The sequence below is a fragment of the Candidatus Rhodoblastus alkanivorans genome, from assembly GCF_022760755.1.
Classification (GTDB): domain Bacteria; phylum Pseudomonadota; class Alphaproteobacteria; order Rhizobiales; family Beijerinckiaceae; genus Rhodoblastus; species Rhodoblastus alkanivorans.
This window is the reverse complement of record NZ_JAIVFP010000001.1, coordinates 1916052-1933632: the sequence shown is the minus strand read 5'-3', so window position 1 is coordinate 1933632 and position 17581 is coordinate 1916052. Positions and strand designations below refer to the sequence as shown.

The window sequence follows — 17581 nt, the reverse complement described above, 5'->3', positions numbered from 1 at the left end:
ATGAGCCCGAGGCCAAAGGCGGAAACGCGCTCGCCGCAGCACGCCCTTCGAGGGGCCGCGACGACCGCCGCCGTCATTCTGGCGCTCGCGGCGGCTCGCGCTCAACCCCGGACGGCGACGCCGGACGAGGCGCTTTTCCTGGCGCCGAACCGCATCGCCTTCGCGCCGCCGGCCTTCCTGGCCGATCGCGACGGCCCGGCCGCGAAAATCGATCCTGCCCCGGTCGGAACGATCGAGGCCGCGCCACGGATTCGCTTGCCGGCCGCATCGACGCCTGTCGCCGCCGCATCGCCGCCTGCGCCTCTTCCGCCGTCCGCCGCCGCCGCGCCGGGGCCAGGGCCGGCGCCCGCCCCCACCTCCGAGCCAAATGCGGCGGAAGGCGGCTTCGTGCTTCGCCATCTGCCCAACAATATCCAGGGCTTTCGTCTGAGCGGCGAAATCGGCGCGTCGGAATGGCCGATCTATCTTTCCGAGGCGCAGGCGCGCAGCAGATTGCGTTTCCAGCTCGGCTACATGTCGGCTGTCTCGGTCATGCCGGAGGCGTCGAAAATCATCGTGTCGATCAACGACGTCGAAATCGGCGCCACCCGGATCAGCGCCTTCGACAAGGTGCAGACCGTCGATTTCGACATTCCGCCCAATCTCGTCAAGCCCGGCTTCAATGCGGTGCGCATTGCGGTAGACGAGCGCCACCGCGTCGATTGCTCCCTCGAAGCGACTTACGAACTCTGGACCCAGATCGATCCGTCGCAGACCGGAATTCTGGCGCCGAGCAGCCAGAACGAGGCGCTCGGCCTCGCCGACCTCGCCGCGTTGCCGCCAGACTCCCAAGGCGCCCTGCCCGTGCGGGCGGTTCTGCCGGGACGGACCAGCCCAGGCAATATCGAACGCGTCATTCGCGCGGTGCAGATCATCGCCTCGAGCGGCCATTTCGAGCAGCCGATGGTCGATGTCGGGCCCATGGCGGGCGGCGCCTATGGCGTCAATCTGGTGGTCGGCCTCGCCGCCGACCTGGCCCGGATTCCCGATCTCGCCGCCTTCGGCGGGATCGACGGCCCCCGTCTCGCCTTCCTGCCGGCGACGGCGGCGCGACGCGCCACGATCGTCATCACCGGCAGGACGCAGGACGACGTCAATCGGGCCCTGCGCCAATTCGACAAGACGGCGCAGCCGCGCGGCTCACGCGCCGGCCTGCGCGCTTCGCAAGCCTTCCCCGGCTACCGCGTGACCGGCGGCGAGACCGTCAAACTCGCCGATCTCGGCCTCCACAGCGAGGAATTTTCCGGGCGCTATTTCCGCGTCGGCTTCAACATCATCATGCCGGCCGATTTCTATTCCGCCGATTACGCCAAGGTCCCGCTCGACCTTGCCGGCGGCTATGCGCCGGGCCTGCTGTCGAACGCCAAGATCATCGTCGCCATCAACGGCCATAACGCGGTCTCGGCCCCGCTATCCAACGCCCGTGGGGCAGTCTTCAAGGACAAGACCCTGCCCCTGCCGCTCGGATTTTTACGTCCCGGCCTCAATCGCATCGAGATCCAGGCGCAATTGCCGACCGCCGCGGACGCCGCCTGCGATCCGCTCGCGGCGATCGCCAACAAGAAGCGCTTCCTCTTCCTCGATTCGACCACGATCCGGATTCCGCAACTGGCGCGCATTGGCCGCGTGCCCGATCTCGCGGTCACCGCTTCAGGCGGATTCCCCTATATCGGCGGCGGGAAACAGCCCAAGCTTTACGCTCCATCGCCAGACATTCATTCGATCGCCGCCGCCGCCACCTTCGCCGCGCGCATGGCCGCCTCGGCCGGCCGCCCGATCGACTTCCGCTTCACCACGGCTCCGCCGGCGGTCGGCTCGGGCGCCACTTTGGTCGTCGCCGCCGCCGGCCAGCTCGATTTCGCGACGGCGCGCGCCCTTGGCCTCGACCCCGAAAGATTGCGCGCCGCCTGGGCCGATCGATCCGCCGCCCCCGCTGATTCCCTCGCCAAACCGTCGCCGGCCGACATTCGCGCCCGCAGCCGGCTGGTGCTGCAAAAGAACCTCCCGGCGGCCTGCCATTTGCGGCGCGCGCCGGTCGTCGGTCCCGCATCCGGGGTCCCGCCGGTCGATATTGCCGCACTGCTCGCCGAAGCGGCGAATCCCCCGGAAACGCCCGCCAATCGCGATCTATTCGATGCATGGTCGGAAAAGCTGGGCGGTCATGAGCGTTGGCGGCAATGGCTGAAAGGCGCCGGCGCGGAAATCGCCGACGTGGCCGGCGCGGCCTGGCGGGGAACGATGGACGAAGCGCAGGCGCTCATCGCGAACGGCGACGAGGCGGCGGCGAAAATCATCTACCGCAGCGACAATTCGCTTCTGATCGCCCAGACCGTGCGCGGCGCGGCAGCCGACGACGTCTGGACTTTGGTGACGGCGCCCAATTCCACCTTGCTGTCGCAATCGGTGGATTGCCTTTCCGATCCGCGCGTCTGGCGGCATGTCGACGGACGCCTCTCGCTGCTCGACGATTCCGACGGCGCCATTGCGACTTTGCCGGCAAGCCAGTTGCACTTTGTCGCGACCCAGCCCCTGTCGGTCTCCAATGTGCGCTTGATCTCCGCCAGCTGGCTGTCGCTCAATCCGGCGGTCTATGTCACCTTTACCCTGATCGTCGCTTTCATTCTCGCCGCCGCCACCCTCGAATTCGTGCGTAATGTCGGCCGGAGGGCGGAATGAGGCCCAGGATCGCCCACACCCTTTACTTCATCGGCCTGCTGCTCGTCGCGGGCGCCGCCCCCGCGCAGGCCCCCGCGCAGACGCCGTCGGCCGCGCCCGCCGCAACCGCGGAAAGGCTCGATCTCGACGCCAGCGAAAGGAAGCTCGGCGGAAGCCTGGCCAGCCCCGACCTCTGGGCGCGCTACAAGGCGCGCTTCATCACGCAATCCGGCCGCGTAGTCGATTACGCCAATGGCGCCATCAGCCATAGCGAAGGTCAGGGCTATGGCATGCTCCTCGCTGTCGCGGCGAACGACCATGAGGCTTTCGACCGCATTTGGGGCTTTACCCGCGCCAATATGATGACCCGGGAGGATCAGCTCATCGCATGGCGCTGGGATCCGCGCTCCCGCCCCCCGGTCACCGACATGAACGACGCCTCCGATGGCGACATCCTGGTCGCATGGGGATTGACGGAAGCGGCGGATTATTGGGGCGACGAATCCTATCGCGTCGCGGCGCGCCGCATCGCCGTCGAAATCGGCCGCAAATTGCTGCTGGTCGGCGGCGAGGCGGGGCCGCTGCTGCTGCCGGCAGTGGCCGGTTTCGCCAAGGAGGACCGGCCCGACGGTCCGGTCCTCAATCTGTCCTATTGGGTTTTCCCCGCGTTCGAGCGCCTGCCGCAAGTCGCGCCGGAAGTGGATTGGAATGGCCTCATCCAGTCCGGGCTGACGCTGATCAAGGCCGCGCGCGTCGGTCCCGCCCACCTGCCGCCGGACTGGATATCCGAACAGAATGGCAGATGGGAGCCGGCGACAGGCTTTGCCCGCGCCTTTTCCTATAACGCCATCCGCATTCCGCTTTACATGGCCATGGCGGGCGTCGGCGACCGCGCGACTTTCGCGCCCTTCGTCGCCTTATGGGCGCAGGATCCCGCGCTTGGGCCGGTCAATCTCGACGACGGCCGCCGCGGCGCGCCATTCGGCGATCGCGACTATGACGCCATCGCCGAACTGACCCTTTGCGCGACGCGGAAAACGCCCCTGAACCCGATGTTTTTTACCGCCGCGACCAACGCAAACTATTATCCGGCGACATTGCACCTCCTCGCGATTGTCGCCGCGCATCTGAGATATGCGTCATGTTCCAAAAGCTGAGGCCTCCCGGAAAACTCGCGCTTTCGGCGCTCGCTGTGGCTTTCGCCGCCGGCGCGGGCGCTTCAGCTTGCGCGCAGACGCCCGGCGCCGCCATATCTTCCGCCGCGATGCCGAGGACGAGCGGACCAGAGCGCCGGGTCGACGAGAGCGCCTTGCGCTATTATGCGTCGAGCGGCCAGACCGCCCGCGCCCAGGCGGAGTTGCGCCGCCTGCGCCGGCTTTATCCCGATTGGACTCCTCCCGACCTCAATTACGCCCAGGCCGCGCCCGGCGGCGAGGACGAGCAGGATTTGTGGAATCTCTACGGCGCCGGCAAGCTGGACGAATTGCGCCAGGCGATCGCGGAGCGGCGGAAGGCCGAGCCGGGCTGGGAGCCCTCGGCGGATCTGCGCGCCAAACTGGCCGCCAAATTGTTCCGAAACCGGATCGTCGATCTCGCCAAAAGCCAAAGGTTCGGCGACATCGTGCAGATGCTGAAGGATTCCGGCGCGCATCTCGAAGGCGTCGATATCGACGTGCTGTGGACGATCGCCGAAGCCTATCAGAAATCGCGCCTGACCGGCGACGCCCTGACCGTCTACAAGACCATCCTCCAGAATGAAACCGATCCGCCGTTGCGGCTGGCGACGGTGCAGAAGGCCATGGGGTCGCTGCGCATGGATCAGGTCGAGCAATTGCTCGCCATGGCGCACAAGGATTCCGCCGGCAAAAGCGAATTCGACGTCATCGCGCCCGACATCGCCCGCGCGCGCATCGCCGCCTTTCTTCACGACGAGCGCCAGCAGCAGGTCGACGCCCAGGATCTCAAGATCTTCGGCGATTTCGCCCATGGCGCCAGCGACCCCAACCAGCCGGCGCTGCTCGGCTGGTATTATTACAAGCTCAAGCTTTATGCGCCGTCGCTCGACTGGTTCAAATTCGCCCTCGCTCGCGGCGGCGACGCCATGGTGGCCCATGGCCTGGCCTTGTCGCTGCGCTGGCTCGGCAAGAGGCGCGAAACCGAGGAGGTCGCTTACGCCTGGCGCAAGCCTCTGGTCAACAATTCGATCCTCTTCATCGACACGCTCGAGACCGATCTGACCAAGCCGATTCCGCCCTATATCGAACCGGCGCGGCTCACCCGCTATGGCGAGGTCACGCTGGACAGCGCATCCGGGGAAGGCGCGCAGGCGCTCGCCTGGTACGCCTATAATTCCTGCCAGTTCGGCGCGGCGCTGCAATGGTTCGAACGCGCCGTCGCCTGGCGCCCCAAGGAAGGCACCGTCTATGGCTATGCCTTGACCTTGATGCGGCTGAAGAAGCGGCGCGACGCGGTCGATTTGATCAATCGCTACGACGGCCTGTTTCCGAAGGTCGTGGCGCTGCTGTTCCCCGACGGACGGCGGCATCCGCCGACCCCTTGCGACGACAATGGGCGCGCGAGGCGCTGGGCCGCCACAAGGGCCGCGCAAATGGGGGGCGTCAATGTTCCCGGGGCCTATACCCAGGATCCGGCGCGCCAATATGTCTGGGGCCGAGTCGCCGGGCCGGACGACGCCGCCAGCGGACGCGCCTCGCTCGCGGGAATGCCGAAAATTCGCCGGACGGAATTTCCCATTCATGTCGGACCGGAAAATCCGCTGCGCTTCGCGGCGGTCGGGCAGCCATCGGTCGTCAACGCCGCGGTCGGCGCGGACCCCGCGGCCAAACCCGGCGGCTATGCGCCCGAACCGCGACCGGGCGGCATCCCGCTGGTGGCCCATCGCGTTCCCGGCGTCGGCCCCATGCCCTACGAACGTTACGGATTTGCCCTGCTGCCCGGCTATAACGGCGTCACAACCGCCAGCGCGCCGACCGCGGCGGAACAGATCGCGCCGGCCGGAACCTTGTGGGCGCTCGAACGCCGGGAAGATCCTGTCCAGCTCGATTCGCCCGCCGCGCCGAGCCTGCCGCAATCGGTCCCGCCGGCCGCGGAGCCGCTCGCCCAATTCAATCGGGCGCCTCCCCAGGTCATCAATGCGGCGCCCGCCCAGATCAATGCGCCCGCCTCCGCCGCGCCGCCCATCATCGCGCCGCAGCCCGCGCCCGGTCTGCCCGCGATCGTCACGCCGGCCGCCAGGACCGATCCGATGAGGAATGGCTGAAATGAAAAAGACGCTTTTCCTTCTCCCTCTCGTGCTGAGCGTCGCCGCCTGCGGCGGGCGCCAGCAAAGCGGAGCCAATAATCTCGATATGGTGGCTCTGGCGACCGAATCGCCGGCCCAAGGCCGGTTCGACCCGCATCCGCGCAGAATCGCGGCAGATTTCGCTTTGGCGCATCTTCCGGACAGCGCCGGCCAGCCCAGGGCGGTCAGCGATCGCCGCCATCCCAACGGCTATTGGCAGAGAATAGAACTCGCCTCCGATGTCCCCTCGGCCGACAACCATGTCGAAATCGCCATCCAGAGCGGCAAGACGCTCTATTCGTCCAACAAGGTTCCAGTATGGAAACCTGGCGAGGCCGGCATTCGCGAGGAATTGACACGGCAATTCCCCGGCATGCGCATGGAGGTCGTCGCCAATGGCGACTATTCCAACCGCTATGGCCGGATCGGCGTGGCGATCGGCCGCAAGGGCAAGGATCTGCGCTGCATTTACGTCTGGCAATATATCGACGACGCGCGCCGCAGTTTCGAAAACGGCCGGCGCATACCGCTCGAAGGCGTCGAAGCGGCGCCCGCCACATTGCGGATCAAACTCTGTCGCGCCGACGCCACCATCGACGACCTTGTCCACGACGCGCGCGAGATCGTCGTCGATATTCCCGAAAATTACGGCTCCGCCCAAGCGATTGCCGAAGCGCCTCCCCGGCCGGCGCGCGTGGCCAAGCGACGGGCGGCCGAGCGACGGGCGGCCGAGCCCCGGCGACGCCCCGAATATGCGCAGGCGGCGCCCGCCGAGCCTTACGTGAACGCCCAAGGATTGCGCTATATGGCCCCGGTGGCGGCGCCGCCGCAACCGATCGCCGCACAGGCCCCGCACGCCGCGATCGGCGCCGACCTGCCGCCTGAAGCCCTGCGCGGACCGCGCCAGTGACCGCCGTTCCGGCCGAACGCGCGCCCTGCTTGCGGCGCGCCTATTTCTGCGCGTCTGCCTCGCTTAGGACATGCATCAGTTCGCGCCATTCGCGCGGCGAGAGGCCGCTGGCCTCCGGGGTCACCTTTTCGCCCGCGATTAGCTTTTTGACCACATTCAGCGCTGTCCGCGACAGGCTGACCGAACCGAGCCGGTATTCGACGAAAGCGTCGTAGGTCAAAGGCGTCCAGCGGCGCAGGACATCGAGCATTTTCTCGGCATAGACGCGAATTTCGTACTGGGCGTGAACGTCGGCGCGCAAGCGCAGGAAATGCATCAGATTGTGGAGATTGGTCTTCCAATACCATTGGGTATAGGTGTTCAAGGTCAGGTTCATGCGCGCGAGTTCGCGCGCCAATCCGGCGCGATTCGCGTCGGCGACGGTCGAATCCGGATTTTCATTGAGCATCCAGGCGTAATCGGCATAGGTTTTTTCCGCGTCCGACCGCAACATCTCCAGCACGCGGGCCGCCTCGTCGCCGGTCAAAATTTCCCCCCGCCCCTGGCGATTGGCGGTCGATTGCGCCGCGAGATGCTCCTCGTCCGGAATGTAGAACTCCTTGTCGAGGATCGAATAACGCGCCGAATATTCATTGATGCTGGCGGTTCTGTGCCTGATCCATTGTCTTGCGACGAAGATCGGCAGTTTGACGTGAAATTTGATCTCCGCCATTTCGAACGGCGTCGTGTGCCAATGCCGCATCAGATACATGATGAGGCCGCGATCCTCCGAGACCTTCTTCGTCCCCCTGCCGTAAGACACACGCGCGGCCTGCACCACCGCTGCATCGTCGCCCATATAGTCGATGACGCGGAGAAAGCCGTGGTCCAGAACCCGGATCGGCTCGAACAGAATTTCCTCCAAAGCGGGAACGGTCGGCCGCAAGGTCGCCGATCCGTCGGCCCGCATCGCGCGGATTTCATCGAGCTGGTTGTCGGAGAGCGCCATCGAATCCTCACCTCAATCAGGGCCGCGTTTTTTCAAGGTGCTTACAGGCTTTGAATCATTTTCACCAGCGCCAGCGTCATCGGCGCGAAATTGCCGTTTGCCGGCGCCTGACGCCGTCTTAATATTCGCCGCCCCAGCGCAGGAGCCAGAGGCTTGTTTGGACTTTTCGCCAAATCGCGCGCCATGGCCATCGCCGCCGCGATCGCCTTCCTGGCGTTGGCCGGGGCGCTGGCGGCGGTCTATTTCATATCTCCTCATGCGATGCTGCGCATCACGACGGGGCCGGAGGGCAGCCAGGCGCATCGTTTCATCGCGGCCTTCATCAAGGTCGCCGAAATCCAGCATCCGCGCATCAGGTTCAAGGCAGTCCCAGTGGCCGATGTGCGCGCCAGCGCCAAGGCCCTGGAGCAGGGCAAGGTCGATATTGCGGTCATCCGAAGCGACGTTCCGCTGCCCGTCAATGGCGAGACCCTGGTGATCCTGCGCCACGACGCCGTCGCGATCATCGTTCCCCATCATTCGGCTATTTCCAGCCTCGTCGATCTCGCCGGCAAGACCATCGCCATTCCGATCGGGCCCGCGCAGAATGAGAATTCCCACGCGCTCGATCTGCTGCTGAATTATTACAGCATCGCGCCCGACAGGGTGAAGCGCGTCTTCCTTCCGGTCGCGGAGATCGGCCCGGCGATCGCGCGCAAGCAGGCCGCGGCGGCGCTCGCCATCGGCCCGGTCGGCCCCGGCGACGTCGTCGATACGGTCGCCTCAATCGCCCGCGTGACCCAAGGCGCGCCGAAAATCCTGGGCTTCGACGACGCCGACGCCATCGTCAAACGTTTCCCGGCTTTCGAATCCTACGACGTCCCCGAGGGCGGATTCCACGCCAAGCCGGAAGTACCCGACGACACGGTGACCACGCTTGCGGTGAATTATCGCTTCGCCGTGCCGATCGCCATGCCCGACATCGTCGCCAACGCCATCGGCCGCTCGATCCTGACCGCCAAGGCGCAGCTGATGAACCTTTCGCCATTGGCCGGCCAGATCGAAGCGCCCGACGTCAGCGACCAGAATCCAATGCTGCCGATCCATCCCGGCTTCGCCGATTATCTCAACAATGGCGACCAGAGCTTTTTCGACCAGGCCCAGCGCTATCTCTATATCGTCGGCATTCCGCTGAGCGTCGGCGCCTCGCTGCTGACCCTGCTGGTCTCGTCAATGAGCGCGCGAAGCGCGAAAAACGACCGCATCGCCTTGCGGCGCCTGATCGCTTTGGCGGGCGAAGCGGCCACCGCCGATCGCGACCGGCTCGAAACCCTGGAGCAGGAATTGCACGAGGCGTTCGTCGCCTGCGTCGAAGCGTCAAGCGATTCCGACAAGGGCGAGCAATGGAAGACATCGCTCGCCATCCAGCATGCGATGCGGCGTTTCGAGCGGCGCCACGCCGCCTTGACGGCGGCGTCCGCTGCGACCCCGCGCGCCACGGACGAAAGCGTCGAAATCAGCCCGCCACATTCGTGATGACGACAATGATGCCATAGACGATGACGGCAAGGGCGGTGGTGGCGAGCGCCTTGCGAACCAGCATCGGCTTGACCGGCGCGCCCGGATCGGCTCCCTCGGGCAGGTCCTCATGCTCCTCTCGATGGTTGCGCACGCCAAAGGGCAGGACGGCGAACAGACACACCCACCAGGTCACGAACAGGACCGCTATGGTCATCGACAGGGAAAAGGGTGCGAAATTGAAATGGGCCATTCCCCGCCTCTCAGACCTGCTCGATTTCGACCAGGGTGCCGTTGAAATCCTTCGGATGCAGGAAAAGAACCGGCTTGCCATGGGCGCCGATCTTGGGATTGCCGTCGCCGATCACCCGCGCGCCGGTCGCTTTGAGGCGGTCGCGCGCGGCGAGAATGTCCTCGACCTCATAGCAGACATGGTGCATGCCGCCATCGGGGTTCTTTTCCAGAAATTTGGCGATGGGCGAGGCCTCGCCGAGCGGTTCGAGCAGCTCGATCTTGGTGTTGGGAAGCTCGATGAACACCACCGTCACGCCATGCTCCGGCTGGGCCGTCGGCTCGGACACCTTCGCGCCCAAGACGTTGCGATAGGTTTCCGAAGCGGCTGCGATGTCCTTCACGGCGATCGCAACATGGTTCAAACGGCCGATCATTCCTTGCTCCTCTATCAAACCTCGATCGCCAGCACATGGACATGCGGCTTTTTGCCCCAGACGGCGCCGACCGCCGCGCGCACCGCGCGCTCGACCGCGGTGCAAGCCGCGTCAATGTCCCTCTTGCGCGCGCGCGGGAGGGATTCCAGCGTCTCGAACAGAGCGCGGTCCACCACCTCGTCCATCGCGCGATTGTCGCGCGTTTTCCGCGGCAAGCCAAACATGGTGACGTCGGGCACGCCCGCCACGTCGCCCTCGGCCGTCAGCGCGAAAGCGATCGAGATGATTCCCGCCGCCGCCAGCCGATGGCGCTCGCGGAAACACTCTTCTTTTTCGCTCAGGATGAGGTCTCCGTCCTGATAGAGCCTGCCGTGCGCGATCTGGTCGAGATGGGCGGGCGCATCGGGACCGAGCGCGATGAGGTCGCCATTATGGGCGACCAGCACATTTTCGACCCCGGCTTTGCGCGCGAATTCGGCGTGGACCTGAAGATGCAGCGCCTCGCCATGGGCAGGCACGGCGGTCTGCGGCCGCAGCCATTGATAAAGCTGCGCGACTTCACCGCGCCGCGGATGGCCGGAGCAATGAATCAGGGCGTCGCGATCGGTGAGCACGTCCACGCCCTGCAGGATCAGGCCATTGACGATCGCATTCACCTCACGTTCGTTGCCGGGAATGGTGCGCGAGGAAAAGATCACCAGATCGTTCGGCGAAAGCTTGACCGGATGTTCGCCGCGCACGATCCTCGCCATCGCCGCCCGCGCTTCGCCCTGGCTGCCAGTGGCGAGAACGAGCGTTTTATGGGCGGGAATCCGGGAAAAACTGTCGAGCGACAGCAGTTCCGGCACGCCGTCGAGATAGCCGCATTCGCGCGCCACCTCCAGCGACCGCTCCATCGCCCGGCCGGCGAGCACGACGCGGCGCCCCGCCGCCTCGGCGGCGAGACAGACCGCGCGCAGCCGCGCGACATTGGAGGCGAAGGTCGTCACCAGCACCCGCCCCGGGGCGGCGAGGATTTTTTCGCGCAGGACCTCGGCGACCTGCGCCTCGGACGGGCTTTCGCCCTCGCGCAGAATATTGGTCGAATCGCAGATTAGCGCGCGCACGCCCTCGTCGCCGATCTCCTTCAACCGCCGGATATCGGTGGTCTTGCCCAGCCCCGGCGACGGATCGAGCTTCCAGTCGCCGGTATGGACGACGAGGCCGGCGCTGGTGCGGATCGCCAGCAGGTTGGACTCAGGGATGGAATGCGACATCGGCACGAATTCGATGTCGAAAGGCCCGAGATTGAGGCGGCCGCCCTGCTTAACCTCATGGATCGGCACATCCGGCGCGCCGGGTTCGGCGAGGCGGCGCGTCGCAAGCAGGCCGGCGGCGAAGCGCGTGGCATAGACCGGACAACCGAGACGCGGCCACAGCGAAGCGATGGCGCCGACGTGATCCTCATGGGCGTGGGTGACGATCAGGCCGAGAAGATCGGCGCGGCGTTTCTCGATGAAGGAGAGGTCCGGCAGGATGAGATCGACCCCGGGCATGTTCGCGCCGGCGAAGGCGACGCCGCAATCGACCAGGATCCATTTGCGCTTTTTTTCCGGCCCGAAGCCATAAAGCGCGGCGTTCATGCCGATTTCGCCGAGCCCGCCGAGCGGAGCGAATACGATTTCTTCCCTGTCTGTCGCCATTTCCCGCCTTCGAGGACCCGCCTTCACGCGCGCCGTGGATCGAACGCCACATCACCCGCCTCAATCGTCTCAACTGCTCCGCCTGCCTTTTCCAACAGCATGCGCCCTTGCGCGTCAATGCCGCGGAAGATTCCTTCCAGTTTCTCGCCGTTGCGCGTCACTTGCGCTCTCTCGCCCAGCCCGCCCGCGCGAGCGAGCCAGGCGGCGCGGATCGCGGAGAAATTCGCGCCCCGCGACCAGACCTCGAGCCAATGAGCGAATCTTTCCGATAATTCGGCGAACAGGGCGCCGCGATCGAACGAGGCCGCGCCGAGGCTGCGCAGGCTCGCCGTCGGATAGGGCGCGTCGACCGGAGAAGACTGACAATTCACGCCGACGCCGACCACGCAGGCGAACTGGCCGTTGCGCAGACTCGCGCCTTCGAGCAGCAGACCCGACAATTTGGCGCCGTCGCCCAGAGCGTCGTTCGGCCATTTCAGGAGGATCGCCGGCCCGGGCCCGGCGAGGACCCGCAAGGCGTCGATCAGCGCCACCCCGGCGACGAAGCCGATTTCGGCAAGCCGCGCCGGCGGCGCCGGATCGACCAGCAGCAGGCTGGCGTAAAGATTGCCGGGCGGAGAGTTCCACACCCGGCCCATCCGCCCCCTGCCCCTGGTCTGGGTCGCGGCGACGATCCACAGCCGTCCGGGATCGCCCGCGGCGATCCTGCTCATCGCCTCGTCATTGGTGGATGCGAGCGATGTAAAGACCTCCAGCCTGTAGCCGGCGCGCGCCGCCTGTGGCCCCACGGCGCAGTAAAAATCCTTCACGCCGGGGTCGCGCTTGGCCGACCGCCCCTCGCCCGCGCCAGACAAGGCCTTAGAACAGGGAATGCGCGGCGGCGGCGGCGGCGTCGACCAGGGGCGCCGGGAATATCCAGAACAGCAGCATGGCCAGCGACGACACGGCCAGAACCGCGCGCTGGGTCATGCTCGGACGGTCGAAGGCCGACTCTGGCTCGTCGAAATACATGATCTTGACGATACGCAGATAATAATAGGCCGAGACCGCGCTGGTCAGGATGCCGATCACCGCCAGCCAGTAGAGCTTGGCCTCGACCGCCGCCATGAAGACATAGAATTTGGCGAAGAAGCCCGCGAGCGGCGGCACGCCGGCGAGCGAGAACATCAGCATGGCGAGGAAAAAGGCCATGGTCGGATTGGTGCGCGAAAGACCGGAAAGATCGGCGATCTTCTCGACCGGCTTGCCGTTGACCCGCATCGAAAGGATGGCGGCGAAGGTCCCGAGCGTCATGACGAGATAGATCGCCATATAGATGGCGACGCCCCGCGCGCCCGCCTCGGTGCCGGCGGCGAGGCCGACCAAAGCGAAACCCATGTGGCCGATCGAGGAATAGGCCATCAGGCGCTTGATATTGGTCTGGACGATCGCCGCGAAGGAGCCGAGCGCCATCGAGGCCAGAGCCAGGAACACGATGATCTGCTGCCATTGGGCGACCGCGCCGGGAAAGGCGGTCATGATGACGCGAACCGTAATGGCGACGGCGGCCATTTTCGGAGCCGAAGCGAAAAAGGCGGTGACCGGGGTCGGCGCGCCCTCATAGACGTCCGGCGTCCACATATGGAAGGGAACGACCGACATTTTGAAGGCGAGGCCGGCGAACAGGAACACCAGGCCGAAGATCACGCCGGTATTGGGATGGCCGCCGATCGCGGAGGCGATGCCGGCGAAGGACACCGTTCCGGCGAAGCCATAGAGCAGCGAGGCGCCATAAAGCAGCATGCCGGACGACAAGGCGCCGAGGACGAAATATTTGAGGCCGGCTTCCGAGGCGCGGGCGTCGTCGCGGCTGATGGCGGCGACGACATAGAGCGACAGCGACATCAGCTCCAGGCCGAGATAGAGCGCGATCAGGCCATTGGCCGAGATCAGCATCAGCATGCCGAGGGTGGCGAGGACAATGAGAATCGGGAATTCGAACTTGTTCACCCCCGCGCCGCGCAGGAAATCACCCGCCATCAGCAGGACGACGATCGACCCCGTCAGCGACAAGGCCTTCATGAAATCGCCGAAGCCGTCGTCGATGAAGGCGCCGTTGAAGACGACACCGGCTTCGCGGTGGCCGAGCAGGATGGTGACCAGAGCCGCGCCAAGCGCGACGACCGCCAGTTCGGACATCGGACCGTCGTCATCCTTGCCGCGAATGGCGCCGACCAGCACCATGACGATCGCGCCGACCGCCAAAATCATTTCGGGGAGCGCATGAGCGAGTTCAAGACTGAGCGAATTCATGGAACGTCTCTCAAGGCAGCGTGAGGGCGGCGGTCTTGGTCAGCGCCAGCGCCGAATGATAGCCCTTGACCAATTCGGCGACCGAGCCGGAGCAGGCGTCGAGGATCGGGCCGGGATGGACGCCGTAATAGATCGTCAGCAGGACGAGCGGCGTCAGAACCGCCATTTCGCGCGGGTTCAGATCCTTCAGGCTCATGAGGCTGGGCTTCTCCAGTTTGCCGAAGATGACCCGCCAGTAAAGGTAAAGCGCATAGGCCGCCGAGAGGATCACGCCAGTGGTGGCGAAGAAGGCGACCCAGCTATTGGTCTGGAACGTGCCGAGCAGCGACAGGAATTCGCCGACGAAGCCCGAAGTGCCCGGCAGGCCGACATTGGCCATGGTGAAGACCATGAAGATCGCGCCATAGAGCGGCATGCGCTCGACAATGCCGCCATAGGCCGAGATTTCACGGGTGTGCATCCGGTCATAGACCACGCCGACGCAGAGGAAGAGCGCGCCCGAGACCAGGCCGTGCGAGACCATCAGGAACACCGCGCCCTGGACCGCCTGCTGGGTCATGGCGAACAGGCCCATGGTGACGAAGCCCATATGCGCCACCGAGGAATAGGCGATGAGCTTCTTGATGTCCTCCTGCACCAGAGCGACCAGCGATGTATAGATGATCGCGATGACCGACAGAGCGAAGACCAGCGGCGCGAAATAATGCGAGGCGTCGGGGAACATCGGCAGTGAGAAGCGGATGAAGCCGTAACCGCCCATCTTCAGCAGGATGCCCGCCAGGATCACCGAGCCCGCCGTCGGCGCCTCGACATGGGCGTCGGGCAGCCAGGTGTGGACCGGCCACATCGGCATTTTCACCGCGAAAGACGCGAAGAAGGCGAGCCACAGATATTTCTGCATGCTCGGATCGAACTTGGCGTGCAGCAAGGCGGTGATGTCGGTCGTATGCGTCTGGGCGTACATCGCAAGAATTGCGATCAGCATCAGCAGCGAGCCGACCAGCGTATAGAGAAAGAATTTGAAGGCCGCATAGATGCGGCGCTTGCCGCCCCACACGCCGATGATGAGGAACATCGGGATGAGGCCGCCCTCGAAGAACAGATAGAACAGCACGATATCGAGCGCGCAGAACACGCCGATCATCAGCGTTTCCAGCACCAGGAAGGCGATGAAATATTCCTTGACCCGGTTCTGGATCGACGACCAGGAGGCCGCGATACAGAACGGCATCAGGAAGGCGGTCAGCACCACGAAGGGAAAGCTGATGCCATCCACGCCCATCTTGTAGTTGAGCCCCGAGCCGAACCAGCTTTTCTGCTCGACGAACTGGAAGTCCGCGACGCCGGGAACGAATTTGCTCCAGGCATAAAGCGACAGAGCGAAGACGACGAGGGTCGTCCACAGCGCGATCCAGCGGATATTGTTCTTGCCCGCATCGGTTTCGCCGGGGACCAGCAGAATGAGCGCGGCGCCGACCAGAGGAAGGAAGGTCAGCCAGGAGAGAATGCCAAAACCAAACATCAGCGCGCCCCGTAGACCAAATAATAGGTGATGATCGCCGCGAGGCCAATCAGCATGGCGAAGGCGTAATTGTAGATGTAGCCGGTCTGCAGCCGCGCCACCCAGCCGGAACCGTCGAGCACGCGCGCGGCAATCCCGTCCGGGCCGAGCCGGTCGATGATCGCGCCGTCGCCGCCCTTCCAGAACAGCCGGCCGAGCCAGAAGGCCGGACGGACGAAGAGGAAGTCATAAAGCTCGTCGAAGTACCATTTGTTGAGCAGGAACTGGTACAGCGGCTGGAAGCGCTCGGCGAGACGGACCGGCGTTTCCGGCGAGACGATATAGAAATAATAGGCGATGACGAAGCCGAGCACCATCAGCAGCGAGGGCAGCAGCCCCGCCAGTTTCGGGATCTCCTCCATCGCATGCATGATGTGATTGTGCGGGCCGAAGAACAGCGAGCCTCGCCAGAACCCGGTCATATCTTCGCCGATGAAGGCGCCCTTGAAGATCATGCCGGCGAAAATCGCGCCGAACGACAGAACATAGAGCGGGATCAGCATCGTATTGGGCGATTCATGCGGATCGAGCGCGTGATGGCCGTGATCGTCGTGGCCATGATCGTCGTGGCCTTGGTCGGCGTGCGCGTGATCGTCATGCCCGTGCGCGTCGCCGTGAACCGCTTCCGCCCAGCGCGGCTTGCCAAAGAAAGTCATGAACACCAGGCGCCAGCTGTAGAACGAGGTCAATCCCGCCGCCACAACCGTCAGCACATAGCCATAGGTCGCGGCCTGGCTGTGCAGGCCCGCGGCATAGGCCGCCTCGATGATCGCGTCCTTGGAGAAATAGCCGGCGGTCAGCGGGAAGCCGGTCAGGGCCAAAGTGCCGGCGGTCATGCACCAGAAGGTGATCGGGATTTTCTTGGCCAGACCGCCCATCTTGCGCATGTCCTGCTCGTGATGCATCGCGTGGATGACCGAACCGGCGCCGAGGAACAGCAGGGCCTTGAAGAAGGCGTGGGTGAAAAGGTGGAAAATGCCGAGCGAATAGCCCCCTACCCCCAAGCCGACGAACATATAGCCGAGCTGCGAACAGGTCGAATAAGCAATCACGCGCTTGATGTCGTTCTGCACCAGGCCGATCGTCGCGGCGAAAAAGGCGGTGGTTGCGCCGATCACGGTGACGACGGCGAGCGCGGTCGAGGATTGCTCGAACAAGGGCGACAGGCGCGCCACCATGAACACGCCGGCGGTGACCATGGTCGCGGCATGGATGAGGGCGGAAACCGGCGTCGGGCCTTCCATGGCGTCAGGCAGCCAGGTGTGGAGCAGGAACTGCGCCGACTTGCCCATCGCGCCCATGAAAAGCAGCAGGCAGGTGAGCGTCATCGCATCCCAGTTGGAGCCGAAAATATGGATCGTCTTGTGGGCGAGGCCCGGGGCGGCGGCGAAAATCACATCGAAGCTGATCGACTTCGTCAGCATGAAAACCAGGAAAATGCCGAGGGCGAAGCCGAAATCGCCGACGCGGTTGACCACGAAGGCTTTCATCGCGGCGGCGTTGGCCGAAGGCTTTTCGTACCAGAAGCCGATCAACAGATAGGAGGCGAGGCCGACGCCTTCCCAGCCGAAGAACATCTGGGCAAGATTGTCGGCGGTCACCAGCATCAGCATGGCGAAGGTGAACAGCGACAGATAGGCGAAGAAGCGAGGCCGAGACGGGTCCTCGTGCATATAGCCGATCGAATAGAGATGGACGAGCGCGGAGACCGTCGTCACCACCACCAGCATCACCGCGGTCAAAGTATCGACGCGCAAGGCCCAGTCGATCTTGAGATCGCCCGAGGTCATCCAGTTGCCGAGCACCGGCGCGGAAAAGGGAGCGCCGGAAAAGCCGACACGGAAGAACACGATCCAGGACAGAAGGAGGGAAATGAACAGAAAGGTGGTGGTGACGATTTCGGACGGGCGGTCGCCGATCCGGCGGCCGAACAGGCCGGCGATCAGGAATCCGAGAAGGGGGAGAAAGACGATTGCCGAATACATGCT

General features: G+C 64.8%; 13 protein-coding genes. 5 read left to right on the top strand and 8 right to left on the bottom strand.

The genetic code is table 11. The features are described 5' to 3' along the window. The 4 genes from K2U94_RS08955 to bcsN are packed head-to-tail and all read left to right on the top strand — an operon-like array spanning position 1 to position 6905. Positions 1-2715: a cellulose biosynthesis cyclic di-GMP-binding regulatory protein BcsB gene (locus K2U94_RS08955; RefSeq protein WP_243066879.1), complete on the top strand. Its 2715-nt coding sequence runs from the start codon at positions 1-3 to the stop codon at positions 2713-2715. Beyond that, positions 2712-3851 carry a family 8 glycosyl hydrolase gene (locus K2U94_RS08950; protein ID WP_243066878.1) on the top strand — a complete coding sequence of 380 codons (1140 nt, stop codon included), beginning with the start codon at positions 2712-2714 and terminating at the stop codon, positions 3849-3851. Before K2U94_RS08955 ends, K2U94_RS08950 begins: the two co-directional genes overlap by 4 nt. Beyond that, on the top strand, positions 3836-5974 hold the full coding sequence (locus K2U94_RS08945) for a tetratricopeptide repeat protein (RefSeq protein WP_243066877.1): 2139 nt from the start codon (positions 3836-3838) through the stop codon (positions 5972-5974). The genes K2U94_RS08950 and K2U94_RS08945 overlap by 16 nt, the downstream gene beginning before the upstream one ends. A gap of 1 nt (position 5975) precedes the next feature. Next, positions 5976-6905 carry a cellulose biosynthesis protein BcsN gene (bcsN, locus tag K2U94_RS08940; protein ID WP_243066876.1) on the top strand — a complete coding sequence of 310 codons (930 nt, stop codon included), beginning with the start codon at positions 5976-5978 and terminating at the stop codon, positions 6903-6905. Positions 6906-6945: 40 nt separating this feature from the next. Here the strand turns inward: bcsN and thyX are convergent, their stop codons facing one another. Further along, positions 6946-7893 (bottom strand): FAD-dependent thymidylate synthase, encoded by a 948-nt coding sequence (thyX, locus tag K2U94_RS08935; RefSeq protein ID WP_243066875.1) that lies wholly within the window; start codon positions 7891-7893, stop codon positions 6946-6948. Between the two features lie 153 nt (positions 7894-8046). Here thyX and K2U94_RS08930 point away from each other — a divergent pair, with 153 nt between their 5' ends. Next, the gene (locus K2U94_RS08930) at positions 8047-9408 is read left to right on the top strand and encodes a TAXI family TRAP transporter solute-binding subunit (protein WP_243066874.1); all 1362 of its coding nucleotides are present in this window, start codon (positions 8047-8049) and stop codon (positions 9406-9408) included. On the opposite strand, the gene K2U94_RS08925 is transcribed toward K2U94_RS08930, so the two are convergent. Genes K2U94_RS08925 through nuoL form a run of 7 tightly spaced genes read right to left on the bottom strand, consistent with a single transcriptional unit; the run spans position 9389 to position 17578 of the window. Beyond that, entirely contained in the window at positions 9389-9643 is a 255-nt protein-coding gene (locus K2U94_RS08925; protein WP_243066873.1) for a DUF1467 family protein, read from the bottom strand. The genes K2U94_RS08930 and K2U94_RS08925 overlap by 20 nt on opposite strands. 10 nt (positions 9644-9653) lie before the next feature. After that, complete coding sequence (gene mce, locus K2U94_RS08920; protein ID WP_243066872.1) at positions 9654-10058, bottom strand: methylmalonyl-CoA epimerase; 405 nt, start codon at positions 10056-10058, stop codon at positions 9654-9656. A gap of 14 nt (positions 10059-10072) precedes the next feature. Then, positions 10073-11740, bottom strand: coding sequence for a ribonuclease J (locus K2U94_RS08915; RefSeq protein ID WP_243066871.1), 1668 nt, complete (start codon positions 11738-11740; stop codon positions 10073-10075). A 23-nt stretch (positions 11741-11763) separates the two neighbouring features. Beyond that, the gene (locus tag K2U94_RS08910; protein ID WP_243066870.1) at positions 11764-12549 is read right to left on the bottom strand and encodes a biotin--[acetyl-CoA-carboxylase] ligase; all 786 of its coding nucleotides are present in this window, start codon (positions 12547-12549) and stop codon (positions 11764-11766) included. Positions 12550-12598: 49 nt separating this feature from the next. Next, complete coding sequence (nuoN, locus tag K2U94_RS08905; protein WP_243066869.1) at positions 12599-14032, bottom strand: NADH-quinone oxidoreductase subunit NuoN; 1434 nt, start codon at positions 14030-14032, stop codon at positions 12599-12601. A gap of 10 nt (positions 14033-14042) precedes the next feature. After that, the gene (locus K2U94_RS08900; RefSeq protein ID WP_243066868.1) at positions 14043-15554 is read right to left on the bottom strand and encodes an NADH-quinone oxidoreductase subunit M; all 1512 of its coding nucleotides are present in this window, start codon (positions 15552-15554) and stop codon (positions 14043-14045) included. Beyond that, positions 15554-17578 (bottom strand): NADH-quinone oxidoreductase subunit L, encoded by a 2025-nt coding sequence (gene nuoL / locus K2U94_RS08895; protein WP_243066867.1) that lies wholly within the window; start codon positions 17576-17578, stop codon positions 15554-15556. Before nuoL ends, K2U94_RS08900 begins: the two co-directional genes overlap by 1 nt. Between the last annotated feature and the right edge of the window lie 3 nt (positions 17579-17581).